This window comes from Mesorhizobium prunaredense (assembly GCF_900156895.1).
Lineage (GTDB): Bacteria > Pseudomonadota > Alphaproteobacteria > Rhizobiales > Rhizobiaceae > Mesorhizobium > Mesorhizobium prunaredense.
Genome location: NZ_FTPD01000045.1, coordinates 348,009 through 364,387 on the forward strand (window position 1 = coordinate 348,009; position 16,379 = coordinate 364,387).

The window sequence follows — 16,379 nt, forward strand, 5'->3', positions numbered from 1 at the left end:
ATTCAGGCGCTTTGCGCGCTGGCGGTGTGTCCCAGCGCCACGAAGACGGTGCGCACGATACCGGCGGCATCAAGCCCGGCGTCGGCATACATCTTTTCGGGCTTGGCGTGATCGACAAAAGTATCGGGCAACACAAGCGGGCGTACCTTCAGTCCGTTTTCCAGCAGCCCTTCATGGGCCAGGAATTGCAGCACATGGCTGGCGAAGCCACCGACCGCGCCCTCTTCCACTGTTACCAGCACTTCGTGCGAGCGCGCCAGCCGCCGGATCAGGTCCTCGTCGAGCGGCTTGGCGAAACGAGCATCGGCGACCGTGGTGGAAAGCCCGGCCGCGCCGAGCTCCTCGGCCGCAGCCAGACAATCCTGCAGCCGCGTGCCGAAAGAAAGCAGCGCAACCTTGGTGCCCTCCCTGACGATGCGGCCCTTGCCGATTTCGAGAACCGAGCCACGCTCCGGCAGATCGACGCCGACGCCGTTGCCGCGCGGGTAGCGGAAGGCGATGGGGCCTTCATCGTAGCTTGCCGCCGTGCGCACCATGTTGCGCAGTTCCGCCTCATCTGCCGCGGCCATGACGACAAAACCGGGCAGCGTCGCCAAAAAAGTCGTGTCGAAAGCGCCGCAATGGGTCGCCCCGTCGGCCCCGACGAAGCCGGCGCGATCGATCGGGAAGCGCACCGGCAGTTTCTGGATCGCCACGTCGTGGACGACCTGGTCGTAGGCACGCTGCAGGAATGTCGAATAGATCGCCGCGAAAGGCTTGAAGCCTTCGGTGGCAAGGCCGGCGGCAAAAGTCACCGCGTGTTGCTCGGCGATACCGACATCGAAGGTCCTCGACGGGAACGCCTCGCCGAAGAGGTCGAGGCCGGTGCCGTTCGGCATGGCGGCGGTGATGGCGACGATGCGATCATCTTCGCGGCCTTCCTGGACCAGGCTTTCGGCAAAGACTTTCGTGTAGCTCGGCGCGTTGGCCGGCGCCTTGGCCTGCGCGCCGGTGATGACGTCGAATTTGTTGACGCCGTGATATTTGTCGGCAGCCGCCTCGGCCGGTCCATAGCCCTTGCCCTTCTGGGTCACGACGTGGATCAGCACCGGACCGTCGGCATTGTCGCGGACGTTCTTCAGCACCGGGATCAGGTGCTCGAGATTGTGACCGTCGATCGGGCCGATGTGATAAAAACCCATTTCCTCGAACAGCGTGCCGCCGGTGACATAGCCGCGCGCATGCTCGACCGCCCGCTTGATGGCGCGATCGGCGCGCTCGCCGAGATAGGAGGTCAGCTTCTTGCCGAAATCGCGCAGTCCCAGATAGGTCTTGCCCGACGCCAGGCGGGCCAGATAGGCGCTCATTGCGCCGGTCGGCGGAGCGATCGACATGTCGTTGTCGTTAAGGATGACGATCAGCCGGGCGTCGAGCGCGCCGGCATTGTTCATCGCCTCATAGGCCATGCCGGCCGACATGGCGCCGTCGCCGATAACGGCGATGACATTGTTGCGGCCCCCGGAGAGATCGCGTGCCATTGCCATGCCGAGGCCGGCGGAAATAGAGGTCGAGGAGTGGGCGGCGCCGAACGGATCGTATTCGCTCTCGGCGCGCTGGGTGAAACCGGACAGGCCGCCCTCTTGCCGCAGCGTGCGGATACGGTCGCGGCGGCCGGTCAGGATCTTGTGCGGATAGGCCTGGTGACCGACATCCCAGATCAGCCGGTCGTCTGGCGTGTTGAAGACATAGTGCAACGCCACCGTCAGTTCGACCACGCCAAGGCCGGCACCAAGATGTCCGCCGGTGTGGGACACAGCGTCGATCAACTCGGTGCGAAGCTCCGATGCCAATTGCGGCAGATGGCGTTCGTCAAGCGTCCTGAGGTCGGCCGGGATGCGGACCTTGTCGAGAAGTGGCGTATGGAGCTTTGCGTTCACTGGTGCTAGGGCCTGCTTTTTATTCATCTGCGAAATAGGCTGCTGGCCGGCGAATGTAAATGCGTGCGAGTGACGCGGCGTAGATTCAAACTGTTAGGGTTTCTTTTACGTGTCCTAAGGGAGCGCGGCGCTCTAATTGTCCGGCAGCGGAATGAACTCTTCTTCATCCCCCGGAACGATATCGAAACGGCCTGTCTTCCACTCTTCTTTCGCCTGTTCGATGCGTTCCTTCGACGAAGACACGAAATTCCACCAGATGTAGCGCTTGGAGCCGAGCGAGGCGCCGCCGAACAGCATGAAATGCGCTCCACGCTCCGACGACACGACGATCTCGTCGCCGGGCCGGAACACCAGCAGCCGCTCTGCCGGAAAGCGGTCACCGGAGATCGAAACCTCGCCTTCCAACGTATAGATGGCGCGCTCCTCGGCATCGGCAGGGATTTTCACGCTGGCGCCGGGCGCCAGGCTGAGATCTGCATAAAGCGTGTCCGAAGCGGTCAAGACCGGTGACCGCAGCCCGGAAAACGCGCCAATGACAACGCGTCCGCTGATGCCTTCAGCGTCGATTTCGGGCAGACGCATGGCCGCCGTATTCTCGAAGATCGGGTCGACCTCCTCTTTATCGTCCGGCAGCGCCAGCCATGTCTGCAGGCCGGAAACCGACATCGGCGCACCGCGCAGCTCCTGCGGCGTACGCTCGGAATGGACGATGCCGCGACCGGCGGTCATCAAATTCACGTCGCCGGGCTGGATGACCATTTCGGTGCCGAGCGAATCGCGATGCCTGATCTTGCCGTCGAACAGATAAGTGACCGTCGACAGGCCGATATGCGGATGCGGGCGGACATCGAGGGCCTGGCCGGCCCGCAAAATCGCCGGTCCCATGCGATCGAAGAAGATGAAGGGACCGATCAGCCGACGCTTGGCAGTCGGCAAGGCACGGCGCACCTGAAAGCCGCCAATGTCCTTGGCGTTCGGAATAACCATTAGTTCGATCTGGTCGCTGGCGAAGGCGTCACCGGGCAAAGGGTCGTTTCCTGGGAAGAAGCTCATGCGGTCTTCCTCAGGCGAAGCGGAGTGCAGACCTGGCTTTCGCCTTGGCCGCCACCTCTTCGCGATTGCGCGGATGCTGTGTCGTCTCGAGGCTGTCCAGCAATTCGCGCGCAGACGCGGCTATGGCCTCGACGGCGTGGTCGAACGCATGCTGGTTCTGTTTCGACGGCCGCGTGGTTCCGCTCAGCTTGCGGACAAACTGAAGTGCGGCATCGCGGACCTCGTCTTCGGTTGCCGGCGGATCGAAATTGAACAGTGTCTTGATGTTTCTGCACATCGTTCGCAATCTCCTCTCGTCCTGGAGCCGTTTCAAGCGGGATGAGTTTTACCTTCAATCATGATCATGTCCAAAAGCCGCCCGGCGAAATTGTCGTTCGAGACCCTGCCTTACTCCGCGTCCAGAGGCTCTGTCCCCACCGGCTTGCCGTCGCGCGAAAGCCTGATCTTCTCGACCTTGTCCTCGGCCGCCTTGAGCAGCCGGTCGCAATGGAGCTTCAGCGCCTCGCCGCGCTCATAGATGCGGATCGACTGGTCGAGCGGCACGTCGCCGCGCTCCAGATCATCTACGATTTTCTCCAGCGCGTCGAGCGCCTGCTCGAAGCTCATCGCCTTGACGTCTTCGTTGCTCTCACCAGCCATCGTCTATCCTTTCATCAGTCGCCCGACATGGGCGGCGACTGAAAATGCCAATCCCTGCAGATCGTAGCCGCCCTCGAGCAGGCTGACGAGCCGGTTCTCGCTGTGGCGACCGGCGCGCTGCATCAACTGGCCGGTTGCCCAGTCGAAATCGTCCTCGGTCAAATTGATCTCGGCCAGCGGATCGCGGTGGTGCGCGTCGAAGCCGGCAGAAATGATGATGAGGTCGGGCGCGAAATTGTCGAGCGCCGGCAAGATCCGCGACAGGAAAGCGTCGCGGAAAACCTCGCTGCCGGTCTGCGGCGCCAGCGGCGCGTTGACGATGTTGCCGGCGCCGGTTTCGCTCACCGCCCCGGTCCCTGGGTAAAGCGGCATCTGGTGCGTCGAGCAATAGAGCACCGACGGATCGTCCCAGAAAATATCCTGCGTGCCATTGCCGTGGTGGACGTCCCAGTCGACGATGGCAACGCGTTCGGCCTGGTGCTGCCTTTGCGCGTAGCGCGCCGCGATCGCCGCGGTGTTGAACAGGCAAAAGCCCATGGACGTGGTCTTTTCGGCGTGGTGGCCGGGCGGCCGGGCGGCGACAAAGACATTGGCGGCGCTGCCCCGAAAGACATCGTCGACGGCGGCGTTGGCAGCGCCGATCGCCGTGACGGCCGCCTGCCAACTTTTCGGGCTGGCGGTGGTGTCGGCGTCGACACGAGCGATACCGGTGTCCGGTACCATAGCGCGGATCCGTTCGATGAATTCCTGCGGGTGTGCATAGAGGATGGTGCCCTCGTCGCCTTCCGGCGCCTCGGCACGATCAAGGGCCGCAAAGGCCTCGTCGTCGAGCACGCGCTCGATGGCGCGCAGGCGGTCCGGCCGCTCCGGATGACCGGGCGGCGTTATATGCTCGAGAAAGATCGGGTGGGTATAAAGCCTTGTGACCATGCCCCCGATATAGGCGCGCGCGGCGGCTTTGACCATGTTTTGGAACCGCCAAAGGCAGACGTTCAACAGGGTTTAGGCGTTGGGTGCTGATTGGATCCGGCGCCAGCCAGCGACCGAGACCAGCGCCTTCTCCTTGAGCTGCCCGAATTTTAAGGGCGCTTCGGCCGTCCCATTCGAGGTCGCGCCTTGCCTTTGGTGCTTTTTGATACAGGCTCAGGCCGGCGATTTGTCCGCCTCAGCCGTGGCTTGTGGACGGCCGATCCTGCGGCCTTGCCTGAGCAGTCCCTCCAAAAGCATGTTGAACGCCTTCACCGCCTTTTTCGACGTCGCTTCTGGATTTTCCGAATTTGCGATCCACTGCGCGGCATGTAGCGAGGCGCCGCTGACCAACCTTGCTGCGGCTTCGGGATCAACGGCAACGATGGTCCCCTCGTCCCTCAGCTTTTGAAGGTTCTCGCTCATCGAGCGGATGCATTCGTTCTGGCTCGGCCATTGCGAAGGATCGCCGAGCACCGCCGGTCCGTCGCGAAGGACAATACGCTGGATCTCCGGCTCCAGCGCCATCTCGATATAGGCAGTGCATTCGTCGACAAAGCCCTGCCAGAGAGTGTCCGCCCTGGCCGAAACGATCTTCAACCGGGCCAACATTTCCGCGTCGATCTCGGCGATGACCGCCTGGAGAAGGCCCTTCTTGTCGCCGAAGTGATGATAAAGCGCGCCACGCGTCAGCCCGGCCGATGCGGTGAAGTCGTCCATCGAGGCCTCGGCATAGCCAACACTGCCAAAGGCATGGCGCGCCGCCGCGACCAGTTTGGCGCGGGTTTCGGCGATCATCTCCTTGCGTGGTTTGTGCCCCATTCGCCCGTTCCTTCACATACGTCTCGTATATTAATTGACATACGCGCCGTATGTCATTATCTGATTTGCATACGCCACGTATATAAGTCGCTCGGCCTCAAAAATCCAGGAGTGTTCTCATGCCCAATCCCTATCGCGAAATCTTCAAGGCACGGGGAGCCAAAGGCTTCGCCGCAGCCGGCTTCGTCGCCCGGATGCCGATGGCCATGGCTCCGATCGGAATCGTCGCGATGCTGTCGCAGACGCACGGCGAGTACTGGCTGGCCGGCGCCGTCTCCGCGACATATGCGCTGGCCAATGCTTTTGTCGCGCCGCAGATATCGCGACTGGTGGACCGCCTCGGCCAGGCGCGGATTGTGGCGCCCACCACTGTTATTTCCGTGCTCGCTTTCGTGGTGCTGATTGCGGCGGCCAATCAGGACTTGCCGATATGGACACTGTTCGTATCAGCGCTGCTGGCCGCCGCGATGCCCAGCATCCCAGCGATGGTGCGCGCGCGCTGGACAGAGCTCTTCCGGGATCGCCCCGAGATGAACACAGCGTTCGCCTTCGAGTCGGCGGCGGACGAGCTGGTCTACATCGCCGGGGCTTCGCTATCGGTGGGCCTGAGCGTCGCGCTTTTCCCGGAAGCGGGAATGTTGGCGAGCACATTGTTCCTCGCCTTCGGCTCGACAGCCCTCATCCTGCAGCGCTCGACCGAGCCGCGCGTGCGACCGGTCGACCAGGGTTCCCGCGGATCGGCAATCCGCCTGCGGCCGGTCCAAATCATCACCTTCGCCCTGATCTTCATTGGCGCGACCTTCGCGACCACGGAGGTTAGCACCGTGGCGATCACCAAGGAACTCGGCCAGCCGGGCGCTGCCAGCCTCGTTATCGGCGTCTACGCCCTCGGATCGTTCGTCGTCGGCATCGTCCTCGGCGCACTGAACCTGAAAACACCGCTGCAAATTCAGCTTGCCATCGCGGTCGCCATCCTCGCGCTCACCACGCTGCCGGTGCTTGTCGCAGACACGGTGCCGCTTCTGGCGCTGGCTGTCTTGGTTAGCGGTGTGGCGATCTCGCCGACCTTCATCACGGCATTCGGCCTGATCGAGCGGCGCGTGCCGGAGGCGATGCTGACCGAGGGCGTCACCTGGGTCATGACCGGCATCGGCATCGGCATGGCGCTCGGCTCCTTCGCCGCCGGATGGGTGGTGGACGCCTTCGGTGCCCAGAGCGGGTTCCTGGTGTCGGTGGCGGCGGGCGCAATCGCGCTGGTCACCGTGCTCGCCGGCCAGCGCAGCCTCGCCACGGCGGATTGCGGCACCGCCACGTGCGACGCGGTCGCGGTTCCTGCCGAATAGTCTCCATGCGTCCGGTCCCAAGCCGGACCGGACGCGTGCCGGCGATCCGCTAAGCCAGCCCTAGAGAATCTCGGTGTTGGCGATGTGGATGCCGAAACCTTCGAGGCCGACATAGTGGCGTTCGCGCGAGGCGATCAGGTTGATCGAGGAAATGCCCAGATCCTTCAAGATTTGCGCGCCCAGGCCGATCTCGCGCCATTCGTTTTCGCGGCGGCGCGCCTCTTCATGGTCCTCGCGGTCGCCGGCGGCCGGCCGGTTGCGCTCCTGATGGGCGACGCCGACGGAACCTTCGCGCAGATAAACGATGACGCCACGCCGGCGCTCGCCCATCGATTTCATGATGCCGTCCAGCCTGTGGCTGGTGCCGAAGACGTCAGTCACGACATCCTCGGAATGCAGTCGCACCGGCACCTCCTCGCCGTCGCGGATGTCGCCGAAGACGATCGCCACATGGTGCATCGAGTCCCAGGGCAGCGTGTAGGTGAAGACCTGCGCCTTGCCGCCGGGCGTGTCGATCTCCGAACAGGCGACACGCTCGACCAGCGTTTCCTTACGCTGGCGATAGGCGATGAGGTCGGCGACCGAAACCTGCTTCAAACCGTTCTTTTCGGCGAAGGCCTGCACCTGCGGGCCGCGCATCACGGTGCCGTCATCATTGACCAGCTCGGAAATGACACCGACCGGCGGCAGGCCGGCAAGCTTGCACAAATCGACTGCGGCTTCGGTATGGCCCGAACGCATCAGCACACCGCCTTCGCGCGCAATCAGCGGAAAGATGTGGCCGGGGCGGACGAAATCGGAGGCGCCGACATTGCCGTTGGCAAGATTGCGCACGGTCAATGTGCGGTCGTCAGCCGAAATGCCGGTCGTGGTGCCGTGCTTGAAATCGACGCTGACGGTGAAGGCGGTGGTGTGGGCCGAGTCGTTGTCGGCGACCATCGGCGACAGGTTGAGGCGCTTGGCCTCGTCGCGCGGCATCGGCGTGCACACGATACCAGAGGTGTTGCGGACGATGAACGCCATCTTTTCCGGCGTGCAATGGACGGCGGCGACGATCAGGTCGCCCTCGTTCTCGCGCCCGTCATCGTCCATGACGACGACAATCTCGCCGCGTTCGAAGGCGCGCAGGGCTTCGACGATCTTCTTCTGGTCGTAAGGCATAAGTGCTCGCTTTGCTCGCGGGAGTAGGAGAATAGGGGAGTAAGGGAGTAGGGAAAAGGAAAATGCGGTCGCGGGAGCTGCATAACATACTCCCCTACTGCCTTACTCCCCTACTCCCCTCCCCGTCTGTCCCCGATGACGCAGATAGTGATCGGCGATCGCGCAGGCAACCATAGCCTCGCCGATCGGCACGGCGCGGATGCCGACGCACGGATCGTGCCGGCCCTTGGTCATGATCTCGACGTCGTTGCCGTCCTTGTCGATCGACTTTCGCGGGGTCAGGATCGAGGAGGTCGGCTTGACGGCGAAGCGCGCGACGATCGCCTGGCCGGTCGAGATGCCGCCGAGGATGCCGCCGGCATTGTTGGACAGGAAGACCGGCTTGCCGTCATTGCCGATACGCATCTCGTCGGCATTTTCTTCGCCGGTGATGCGGGCGGCCTCGAAGCCGTTGCCGATCTCGACACCCTTGACGGCATTGATCGACATCAAGCCCGAGGCAATGTCCTGGTCGAGCTTGGCGTAGATCGGCGCGCCCAGGCCTGCCGGAACGCCGTCGGCGACGATCTCAATTACCGCGCCGACCGAGGAACCCGCCTTGCGGATGCCGTCAAGATACGCGGTGAAGACGGCGACCGATGCCGGATCAGGCGTAAAGAATGGATTTTCGGCGTCGCCAACGAAATTCCAGTTCCAGTTGGCGCGGTCGATCGATTTTGCCCCCATCGACACCAGTGCGCCGCGCACGGTCATGCCGGGCACGACCTTGCGGGCCAAGGCTCCGGCCGCCACCCGCGCCGCCGTCTCGCGGGCCGAAGAACGGCCGCCACCGCGATAATCGCGCAGGCCGTATTTGGTGTCGTAGGTATAATCGGCATGACCCGGCCGGTATTGGCGGGCGATCTCGCCATAGTCCTTGGAGCGCTGGTCGACGTTCTCGATCACCATCGACACCGGCGTGCCGGTGGTGATCATGGTCTCGCCGTCGTCATCCAGGATGAAGCCGGACAGGATCTTGACCTCGTCGGGTTCGCGACGCTGCGTCACAAAACGCGATTGACCCGGGCGGCGCTTGTCGAGTTCGGCTTGGACCTCGGCGCGCGTGAAGCGGATGCCGGGCGGACAGCCGTCGACCACGCAGCCGAGCGCTGGGCCATGGCTTTCGCCCCAGGTGGTGACGCGGAAAAGATGGCCAAACGTATTGTGAGACATGAAAACCAGCCCTGCCGACATAAAGCCGGGTTAGCGTATGACCCCGAAAACCGGAGCGATTTTCGGGAAGGATCATGCGCAAAATCAAAAGTGCCACAGCGTCGTTTCTGCGTCAGGACGCGCGGCGCTGTAGCTGCGTTCTATTGGCGTTTTCCGCAGTGGTCAAACTGTGATCTGGCGGGATTTAGTTTTGACACATTCGGTTGGTTTCTGCTTCCCTCGACCCGTCTGTTGAACACCGTCTGTTGAACACCCGCCGCCACCGAGCCGGCGCAATGATAAGAGGACGATGATGCGTATCCCGATCGGCGCCGTTGCCGCCATGTTGCTGATTTCCACCGCAGCCTTTGCCGGCCAAACCGAAGGCCTGATCAAAGAGATCGACAAGGAGACGTTGACGCTGACACTCGACGACGGCAAATCCTACAAGTTGAACGCCGAAACCGATCTCGAAGCGCTGAAACCCGGCATGGACATCGTGATCGCCTACGACGAGACAAACGGCGAGAACATCATCACCGACATGCAATTGCCGGATAGCGATTCAGCCGAATAGAGCCTCTTCGGCTGACTTGGCAAAGTGCCATGCGGACATCGAAGAAGCGCCGAGATAGCGAGCGTAGCCAGCCTTCGCCGCGTAGGGTCTTCTCGACGGGCGTATCCGGTCCCTGCAATGAATCTGATAAGATCGACATGATCGGTGCTGAGCCGGCGCAGCGAATTGTTCATTGAGATCAGGATGGCATTCGCCAGCACGATCTCGTCGCGCGGCGCGAGCTCGCGAACCAGGATGCCGGTCACTCCCTCGCAGGTGACGGCCGAGGTGGCGTGGGTTGTCAGCCCCGGTAGCCGCGCTTGAGGTCCGCGATGATGATCTTCCTCATCTTGTACATTGCCTGAAGAACCCGCTTGGCCTTCTCCTTGTCGGGATCGCCCAGCATTTGCAGCAATGCCTTGGGCGTGATTCCGCGATTGGCTGTTTAGCGAAATGGCGGCCAGACGCCGCGGGCGCGCAAAGCTTGACGCGACGGCGCAACCGAGCGCCGTTGAATTTTCGCACTGCCCGGCAAGTGGTTTGACGTCGGAATCGCAGCGGTTCAACATAGCGTCGGCCTTGCACAGGCCCGTGTGCTCACCACGCCAAAGCTTTAGCAGTGCGACGTGCGGTCATTCATTTTGGGCGGTGCTGGCTATTTAACGCGACCAGCTCCGGCTGGCGATGGGTCTCGGATTTGGCGAAGACGGCTTTCAGCTGATTCCTGGCAGTTTCGTTAGTGAACCCAACTCATCCGCGACGGCATTCAACTCTGTGTCCGATGAAACCCGGCAAGCCAGTCTCGCCTCGGCAGGGGTCAGCCCGCTCGCCTCAGAGCCACTCCAGGCGTCGGCCCTCCAGCCTGAGCAAGCGATCGTGCGGCACATGCAGCCTTGCGGCTTCTTTCTCGGGCATTCCCAGCACCATGCGGAACAGGGCGCGCACGACGCCGCCATGGGTCACGCAGACCGTCTGGCGGTCCAGCGCGTCGAACCACGGCTTTACCCGTTCGAGCAGCATTTGATAGCTTTCGGCGCCCTCGCCTGGCGGCAGGAAATTCCACTTGTCGAGGCGCCTCTCCCTGGCCGAGCCGATCTGCCGGGCCTCGAGTTCGGGAAAGGTGAAACCCTGCCAGTCGCCGAAACTCATTTCGACAAGGCGGGGATCGGTGCGGTAAGCTTGGGGATCGAGCCCCATCGCCATGCGAATGCGTTCCATGGTCTCACGCGTTCGCCGCATCGGGCTGGCGACAAAATCGAAATCTTCGGGGTTATGAACGAATTCGGCCAGTCGACGGCCATTGCCGGTCGCCTGCTCGCGGCCGAGCGGGTTGAGATCGGTATCGGCCTGTCCTTGCAGCCGGGCCTCGGCGTTCCACACCGTCTGGCCATGGCGCGCGATGTAGACGAGCGGATACATTAGGTCATCCGGAGAGCGGTCGAGAGCAGGCGGGAGGGTATATTCGAGGCGGGTCTATTCCTTGACGGTCGAAATATCAGGCGCGTCGACCGCCTTCATGCCGACGACATGGTAGCCGGAATCGACATGGTGGATCTCGCCGGTGACGCCGCGTGAAAGGTTTGAAAGGAAATAGACCGCTGAATCGCCGACCTCCTCTTGCGTCACCGTCTGCTTTAGCGGCGAATTGTATTCGTTCCACTTCAATATGTAGCGAAAATCGCCGATGCCGGAGGCTGCCAGGGTCTTGATCGGACCGGCGGAGATGGCGTTGACGCGGATTTTCTTGGCGCCGAGGTCGACGGCCAGATAGCGCACGCTGGCTTCGAGCGCTGCCTTGGCAACACCCATGACATTGTAGTGCGGCATCACTTTTTCCGCACCGTAATAAGTCAACGTCAGCAGCGAGCCGCCATCGGTCATCAGCGCCTCGGCGCGCTTGGCGATGGTGGTGAAGGAAAACACCGAAATGTCCATGGTGCGCAGGAAATTGTCGCGCGTCGTCTCGACATAGCGGCCTGTCAGCTCGTCCTTGTCGGAAAAGGCGATGGCGTGGACGAGGAAATCGAGCTTGCCCCAATGCTTGGCGATGTCGTCGAAGACCGCATCGAGCGTTGTCGGATCGGTCACATCGCAATGGCCGGCGACATGGGCGTTGAGTTCCGCCGCCAGCGGCTCGACGCGCTTCTTGAACGCCTCGCCCTGATAGGTCAGCGCGATCTCGGCGCCATGGTCGACGCAGGCCTTGGCGATGCCATAGGCGATCGACCGATTGTTCGCGACGCCCAGGACAAGCCCGCGCTTGCCGGCCATAATGCCTTGTCCACCCGCCATGTGAGCGCTCTCCGCAAGATTTGCTGCTTCGTGAAGTGGCTATCGCACAGGCACAGAGCCCCTTCAAGCGCTCAAAACGAACAGTGCCCGCCCGGCTGACCTTCCGACCTGGAGTATCGATTGCCTGGGCGAAGCGCTTGTGGCGTGCTCAAGCGAGAATTGACGAAAAGACGGCACGCCATGCCATGCAGCAGTTCTGCAAGCGTAGTTGTGCATCGAAGCGGTCACTCGATCCTAAAACGAGGCGCATCTGCCGGCGCGGAGGCCAACAGGTCGCGAACAAGTTTCCTCGTCATGAATTCACCGGCATCTTTCGCATCCGAGATGTCCATGGCGAACGCTCCGGGACCGCCGATGACGCTGGAGCGGAAGTATTGCGCAAGTTCCGCATCCTGCCCCAGGACCAATCCGTTGATCGTGAAGCCGTCGTCGCCGCACGCGGCAGAGCGCGCGGTCATGAACATCTGCGCCAACGGAACCGACAATTTCGCGGGCGGAACAGAATCCTCGCGAGACGCGGCGCTGGCGCAAGGGTCAACAGGAGCGAAGCAAAGGCGATCGCCTCCGACATGTCTGTCAGACGATCGTGCATCGCCGCGGGATCAGCGTCGGCGTCTTGCTCCATATCGCCGCCTCCGTAATGGGTTCGGTCGATGAGCGTCACCGAAGCGAGCGCCTGAGACACGCGCGCGGCGTCCTCGGCCGAGCCGATGACGGTCCAGGGCACCAACAGGTCGAACTTGCCTTCGCTTGACCATATGAATACGGCGAACCCGATCCGACGCCGCGGGCCGGCGGTGGCGGCGCGCAGGAAGGCGGGGTGGACGAGCGCCCGCACGAGCCCGGTTTGCTGGAGCCATTCCTCATATCGGCCGATCGAGTCCGATACGTCGATTGCTGTGACGACATTGGCGTCGGTGCCCGGCACGACCGCGTTGGCCGCTGGCGAAGCGCCGCACAGGAAGACCATCAGTGGCGGGGCGAGTGCGCCAGCGGCAAGGTTTCGCCGGCATAGCAGGCTTCGGCTTCACCGCCTGGTGTTCTGAACGACGCCAGAACCTACGTGTTGGAACGGACGGAAGCGACAGCATTGGCTCCTCCAGGATTGTTCCCCGGGGGGATAACGGCTCGGAGCCAAACTTATTCCTCCTGTTCGCGCGGCCGTTTCAGCAATTCGGTTATGTTATGTCCGCTTCGAGAACGGCAGGCTCGGATCCAATGCCTGAAGATCCGCATCACGTCCCAGCCCGCGATAGAGGATGAACGCACAGCAACAGGCGACGGCAATCGACAGCATCTCGCCGCCGTCTTCCGCGTAGCCAACGAGCTTCGAGCCCGTCAGGAAATGCAGCATGTCCACCACTACGGCAAAGCCCACAAGACACGCGAACAGCAGCAAAAACACCGATCCGAGGCCTTGTTGCCTCGGCCTGCTTTGGTGGGATGACCACAACAGCGGCGCCAGCAGGCCGAGCGCGACCATCGACCAGGTGATGATTTCGCCGGTGTCGCGAGCCCGCATGCCCGGCAGCGAAACCAAGTCGAATGTCGCTGCCAGCAGCAGGCCGCCGCGCTCATGGAAACGGGCGGCGTCGTCGAGCGTCACAAAACTGAAAATCAGCGACCAGGCAAGAAACATATGCTCCCTGGTTCGAAGCCAGACGCCGAACAGAAACAGGGCGCAAAGCGCGGCCTGCCCGTAGTTGAACATCTCGGGCAGCGATCCATCCCTGCTGATGTTGAGACGCGCAGGCAGGTCGTAGCGTGAAATTCCGACAGATCGAATCGCCTCGATCGCGAATGGAACGGTGATGACGAAGATATTCAGGCATATCACGATCAGCGCGAAAACCCTGCTGAGCCTGTCGTTTCGATACATCGCTCGGATTTCTCCGAACGCACTTTCAAAACTCGATAACGCATGACCCAGCAATCCGACGCGCTCCTTCGTTGCTATTCGTTTGACCGACAATTTCGTTAGTCAACCAATCTGGAAACGGTGCGGCCGCGGGTTTATTCCGCCCGCAGAAAAGAAAACGTTCTCGGCGACGAGCGACTGGCCCGCCTGGCGCGAGCCGGCCATGTTCCGGGCGGCCATCGAGCGATGTCGCGGAATGCGGCTGAGCCCTGCAATCGATCAAAACGGACAGGTGAGAGACAGGAGCGCTTGCGGCGCAGCGCGCCTTTGACGCGCCAAGCTAGCGTTTGCGGTTGCGCATCAACGCTTCGAGATCGCTGTCGCCACCCTCAGGCAGCATCAGCCGCACATGCGCATAGAGATCGCCATGACCCCCGACTTTTTCCGGCAGGCCCCTGCCCTTCAGCCGCAGAACCTTGTCCGAGCTCGACCAGGCGGGAATATTGACTGCAACCTTGCCGGTCGGCGTTTCGACCGCCACCTTGGCACCCAGCACGGCATCCGGCAGCGCAACCGGCAGGTCGGCGTGGAGGTCGCGACCTTCGACACGGTAGCGCGGATGCCGCCGGAAGCGGATCTTGACCAGCGCGTCGCCCGGTTGCCCCGGCCCTTGCTCGCCTTGGCCTTTCAGCCGGATGGTCTGGCCATCCTCGACATAGGCTGGCAGCTTGACGGCGACCTTGCGCCCGTCGGGGAACATCGCCGTTACCTTCTCCGCAGTCGCCGCTTCTTCGATGGTGATGTCGAGTGTCACGTTCAGGTCGGCTCCGGACGGCGCCTGCCGGCCGGCGCCCATGCCGGCGCCGCGAGAGAAGGTCTCGCCGAAAATCTGGCTGAAGATGTCGCTGCTGCCGTCGAACGGATCGCCGCTCGGACGGCCTGAGCGAAACTCGAAACGCGAGCCGCCCGGCCCTTGCTGCCGGCGAAAACCGGCGAACGGATCGGCGCCGCCGGCGGCGCCCTCGAAGCCTTGAAAGCGCGGCTTTCCCTCGGCATCGATCTCGCCGCGATCGAAAGCCGCACGGTTCTTCTCGTCGCCGACAATCTCGTAAGCCTGGTTGGCCGCGGCAAACCGCTCCTTCGCCTTGGGATCCGGATTCTGGTCCGGATGATACTCCTTGGCGAGTTTGCGGTATGCCGATTTTATATCCTTGGCCGATGCGTTCTTGGCAACGCCCAGCACCTCATAGGGGTCGCGCATGCTTCCTGTCCTGGAGAAGGAGTGAGTCCACGATTGCCATCTATATGCGCTCGCATAGGAAGAAATTCCAGTAGCGCGGTCATATGATGGCGGAAAATCAGAGCGCTTTGAAGTCCTGCATCCGCCAGGCGCCGGCGCCGGCCAGGCACGCCTCGCCCTTGAACAGGGCTACGCCGTCGAAGCTTTCGCGGGAGGCGGTGAAGCGGCGGCAAAGCTGGCCGTTGTCCCTGGACTCCGCCAGTTCGGTGATCGAGCCGCGCGAACCGGTATCGGAATTCGCCCAGGGAACGGCCTGCCCGCCAAGTTCCTGGATATCGGCTGAAGACACCGCGTTGCGGATCGTCGCCTGGTCCGAGGCGCGATCCTGGTCGATCGGCAAGGCAGAGGCAGGCGTGCTGCTGGTCAGGATCGTACGGTCGACCTCCGCCTGCTCCAAACTGAAGCCGCCGGCACCGCAGGCGGCAAGCAGCAAGGCGACCAGCACAATCGCGGCGGCCTTGACCGCAACCTGCGCGTTGGCCGAAGCAATAAGGCTCCATTGCCTGCTGTCAAAAAGTTGCGCGATGCGCGACAATCGGCAATCTCCCCCGGCCGGCAATAGAATTTGGAAAAACTATGAGCGAAACTGAGTTAACAAGCGGTGACTTTGCCGAGGCTGCCGAGCCATTCCGCCTGTTTGCCGCATGGCTCGACGACGCGACGAAGAGCGAGATCAACGATCCCAACAGCGTGGCGCTGGCGACCGTCGATGCCGAGGGCATGCCGAATGTGCGGATGGTGCTGCTCAAGGGGTTCGATGAAAGCGGATTTGTGTTCTATACGAATTTCGAGAGCGCCAAAGGCCGCGAGATTCTTGGCAGCATGAAGGCGGCGATGTGCTTTCACTGGAAATCGCTGCGCCGGCAGGTGCGTGCACGGGGCCCGGTGGAGATCGTAACCGATGTGGAGGCGGACGCGTACTACGCGACGCGTCCGCGCGGCAGCCGCATCGGGGCATGGGCGTCGAAACAGTCGCGGCCGCTGGAGAGCCGTTTCGCACTGGAAAAAGCCGTTGCCGAATACACGGCGCGCCATGCGATCGGCGAGATCCCACGACCCAAACACTGGTCGGGTTTCCGCATCGTGCCGCAGACCATCGAGTTCTGGCACGACCGGCCATTCCGGCTGCACGACCGCATTGTTTTCTCGCGCAACGCTGAGGGCGGCTGGGACAAAACAAGGCTTTATCCCTGATGGGTGGTCCGTTAGCGGCTTCACCAAAGGAGCCTGGGCAATCCCTGCCGAACCACCCTGGTTCACCAATAATTATGGTGAGCCGCAA

18 protein-coding genes are annotated in these 16,379 nt (G+C 62.5%); 3 read left to right on the plus strand and 15 right to left on the minus strand.

Features of this window, described 5'->3' with window-relative positions:
• Positions 1-2 precede the first annotated feature (2 nt).
• The 6 genes from dxs to BQ8794_RS25515 all read right to left on the minus strand — a co-directional run bounded on the left by dxs (position 3) and on the right by BQ8794_RS25515 (position 5,396).
• Positions 3-1,943 (minus strand): 1-deoxy-D-xylulose-5-phosphate synthase, encoded by a 1,941-nt coding sequence (gene dxs / locus BQ8794_RS25490; protein WP_174654527.1) that lies wholly within the window; start codon positions 1,941-1,943, stop codon positions 3-5.
• Positions 1,944-2,048: 105 nt separating this feature from the next.
• Complete coding sequence (locus tag BQ8794_RS25495) at positions 2,049-2,969, minus strand: pirin family protein (RefSeq protein WP_077381351.1); 921 nt, start codon at positions 2,967-2,969, stop codon at positions 2,049-2,051.
• A 10-nt stretch (positions 2,970-2,979) separates the two neighbouring features.
• Entirely contained in the window at positions 2,980-3,246 is a 267-nt protein-coding gene (locus tag BQ8794_RS25500; protein WP_077381352.1) for a DUF2277 domain-containing protein, read from the minus strand.
• 110 nt (positions 3,247-3,356) lie between these two features.
• Entirely contained in the window at positions 3,357-3,608 is a 252-nt protein-coding gene (locus BQ8794_RS25505) for an exodeoxyribonuclease VII small subunit (RefSeq protein WP_023799340.1), read from the minus strand.
• 3 nt (positions 3,609-3,611) lie between these two features.
• Positions 3,612-4,538 (minus strand): histone deacetylase family protein, encoded by a 927-nt coding sequence (locus tag BQ8794_RS25510; RefSeq protein ID WP_077381686.1) that lies wholly within the window; start codon positions 4,536-4,538, stop codon positions 3,612-3,614.
• A gap of 213 nt (positions 4,539-4,751) precedes the next feature.
• A complete protein-coding gene (locus BQ8794_RS25515) occupies positions 4,752-5,396 on the minus strand; it encodes a TetR/AcrR family transcriptional regulator (RefSeq protein ID WP_077381353.1) in 645 nt (214 codons plus the stop codon).
• Between the two features lie 119 nt (positions 5,397-5,515).
• Here BQ8794_RS25515 and BQ8794_RS25520 point away from each other — a divergent pair, with 119 nt between their 5' ends.
• The gene (locus BQ8794_RS25520) at positions 5,516-6,739 is read left to right on the plus strand and encodes an MFS transporter (protein ID WP_077381354.1); all 1,224 of its coding nucleotides are present in this window, start codon (positions 5,516-5,518) and stop codon (positions 6,737-6,739) included.
• Between the two features lie 60 nt (positions 6,740-6,799).
• Here the strand turns inward: BQ8794_RS25520 and ribB are convergent, their stop codons facing one another.
• Both ribB and aroC read right to left on the minus strand, forming a co-directional pair.
• Entirely contained in the window at positions 6,800-7,900 is a 1,101-nt protein-coding gene (gene ribB / locus BQ8794_RS25525) for a 3,4-dihydroxy-2-butanone-4-phosphate synthase (RefSeq protein WP_077381355.1), read from the minus strand.
• Between the two features lie 102 nt (positions 7,901-8,002).
• Positions 8,003-9,112: a chorismate synthase gene (aroC, locus tag BQ8794_RS25530; protein WP_077381687.1), complete on the minus strand. Its 1,110-nt coding sequence runs from the start codon at positions 9,110-9,112 to the stop codon at positions 8,003-8,005.
• A gap of 292 nt (positions 9,113-9,404) precedes the next feature.
• Here aroC and BQ8794_RS25535 point away from each other — a divergent pair, with 292 nt between their 5' ends.
• Complete coding sequence (locus BQ8794_RS25535; RefSeq protein ID WP_077381688.1) at positions 9,405-9,668, plus strand: DUF1344 domain-containing protein; 264 nt, start codon at positions 9,405-9,407, stop codon at positions 9,666-9,668.
• A gap of 810 nt (positions 9,669-10,478) precedes the next feature.
• Here the strand turns inward: BQ8794_RS25535 and BQ8794_RS25540 are convergent.
• From BQ8794_RS25540 to BQ8794_RS25570, 7 genes are all read right to left on the minus strand, one after another.
• Positions 10,479-11,066, minus strand: coding sequence for a histidine phosphatase family protein (locus BQ8794_RS25540; RefSeq protein ID WP_077381356.1), 588 nt, complete (start codon positions 11,064-11,066; stop codon positions 10,479-10,481).
• 54 nt (positions 11,067-11,120) lie between these two features.
• Positions 11,121-11,939, minus strand: coding sequence for an enoyl-ACP reductase FabI (gene fabI, locus BQ8794_RS25545; protein ID WP_077381357.1), 819 nt, complete (start codon positions 11,937-11,939; stop codon positions 11,121-11,123).
• A gap of 224 nt (positions 11,940-12,163) precedes the next feature.
• The gene (locus BQ8794_RS25550) at positions 12,164-12,403 is read right to left on the minus strand and encodes a DUF1194 domain-containing protein (RefSeq protein WP_077381358.1); all 240 of its coding nucleotides are present in this window, start codon (positions 12,401-12,403) and stop codon (positions 12,164-12,166) included.
• Positions 12,394-12,867, minus strand: a complete 474-nt coding sequence (locus BQ8794_RS25555) for a DUF1194 domain-containing protein (protein WP_167378838.1) — start codon at positions 12,865-12,867, stop codon at positions 12,394-12,396. Before BQ8794_RS25555 ends, BQ8794_RS25550 begins: the two co-directional genes overlap by 10 nt.
• 255 nt (positions 12,868-13,122) lie before the next feature.
• A complete protein-coding gene (locus tag BQ8794_RS25560) occupies positions 13,123-13,578 on the minus strand; it encodes a hypothetical protein (RefSeq protein ID WP_143744682.1) in 456 nt (151 codons plus the stop codon).
• A 559-nt stretch (positions 13,579-14,137) separates the two neighbouring features.
• Complete coding sequence (locus BQ8794_RS25565; RefSeq protein WP_077381361.1) at positions 14,138-15,058, minus strand: DnaJ C-terminal domain-containing protein; 921 nt, start codon at positions 15,056-15,058, stop codon at positions 14,138-14,140.
• Between the two features lie 97 nt (positions 15,059-15,155).
• Positions 15,156-15,632, minus strand: coding sequence for an RT0821/Lpp0805 family surface protein (locus BQ8794_RS25570; protein ID WP_077381362.1), 477 nt, complete (start codon positions 15,630-15,632; stop codon positions 15,156-15,158).
• Between the two features lie 41 nt (positions 15,633-15,673).
• On the opposite strand from BQ8794_RS25570, the gene pdxH reads away from it, so the two are divergent.
• Positions 15,674-16,291, plus strand: a complete 618-nt coding sequence (gene pdxH, locus BQ8794_RS25575) for a pyridoxamine 5'-phosphate oxidase (RefSeq protein WP_077381363.1) — start codon at positions 15,674-15,676, stop codon at positions 16,289-16,291.
• Positions 16,292-16,379: the final 88 nt, after the last annotated feature.

Bases quoted from the DNA above. Each gene is read 5' to 3' on its own strand.
- BQ8794_RS25535 (WP_077381688.1), top strand. From the start codon at position 9,405: ATGCGTATCCCGATCGGCGCCGTTGCCGCCATGTTGCTGATTTCCACC.
- BQ8794_RS25505 (WP_023799340.1), bottom strand. From the start codon at position 3,608: ATGGCTGGTGAGAGCAACGAAGACGTCAAGGCGATGAGCTTCGAGCAG.
- fabI (WP_077381357.1), bottom strand. From the start codon at position 11,939: ATGGCGGGTGGACAAGGCATTATGGCCGGCAAGCGCGGGCTTGTCCTG.
- BQ8794_RS25540 (WP_077381356.1), bottom strand. From the start codon at position 11,066: ATGTATCCGCTCGTCTACATCGCGCGCCATGGCCAGACGGTGTGGAAC.
- BQ8794_RS25560 (WP_143744682.1), bottom strand. From the start codon at position 13,578: ATGTTTCTTGCCTGGTCGCTGATTTTCAGTTTTGTGACGCTCGACGAC.
- dxs (WP_174654527.1), bottom strand. From the start codon at position 1,943: ATGAATAAAAAGCAGGCCCTAGCACCAGTGAACGCAAAGCTCCATACG.
- BQ8794_RS25515 (WP_077381353.1), bottom strand. From the start codon at position 5,396: ATGGGGCACAAACCACGCAAGGAGATGATCGCCGAAACCCGCGCCAAA.
- ribB (WP_077381355.1), bottom strand. From the start codon at position 7,900: ATGCCTTACGACCAGAAGAAGATCGTCGAAGCCCTGCGCGCCTTCGAA.
- pdxH (WP_077381363.1), top strand. From the start codon at position 15,674: ATGAGCGAAACTGAGTTAACAAGCGGTGACTTTGCCGAGGCTGCCGAG.
- BQ8794_RS25565 (WP_077381361.1), bottom strand. From the start codon at position 15,058: ATGCGCGACCCCTATGAGGTGCTGGGCGTTGCCAAGAACGCATCGGCC.
- aroC (WP_077381687.1), bottom strand. From the start codon at position 9,112: ATGTCTCACAATACGTTTGGCCATCTTTTCCGCGTCACCACCTGGGGC.
- BQ8794_RS25510 (WP_077381686.1), bottom strand. From the start codon at position 4,538: ATGGTCACAAGGCTTTATACCCACCCGATCTTTCTCGAGCATATAACG.
- BQ8794_RS25550 (WP_077381358.1), bottom strand. From the start codon at position 12,403: ATGTTCATGACCGCGCGCTCTGCCGCGTGCGGCGACGACGGCTTCACG.
- BQ8794_RS25520 (WP_077381354.1), top strand. From the start codon at position 5,516: ATGCCCAATCCCTATCGCGAAATCTTCAAGGCACGGGGAGCCAAAGGC.
- BQ8794_RS25500 (WP_077381352.1), bottom strand. From the start codon at position 3,246: ATGTGCAGAAACATCAAGACACTGTTCAATTTCGATCCGCCGGCAACC.
- BQ8794_RS25495 (WP_077381351.1), bottom strand. From the start codon at position 2,969: ATGAGCTTCTTCCCAGGAAACGACCCTTTGCCCGGTGACGCCTTCGCC.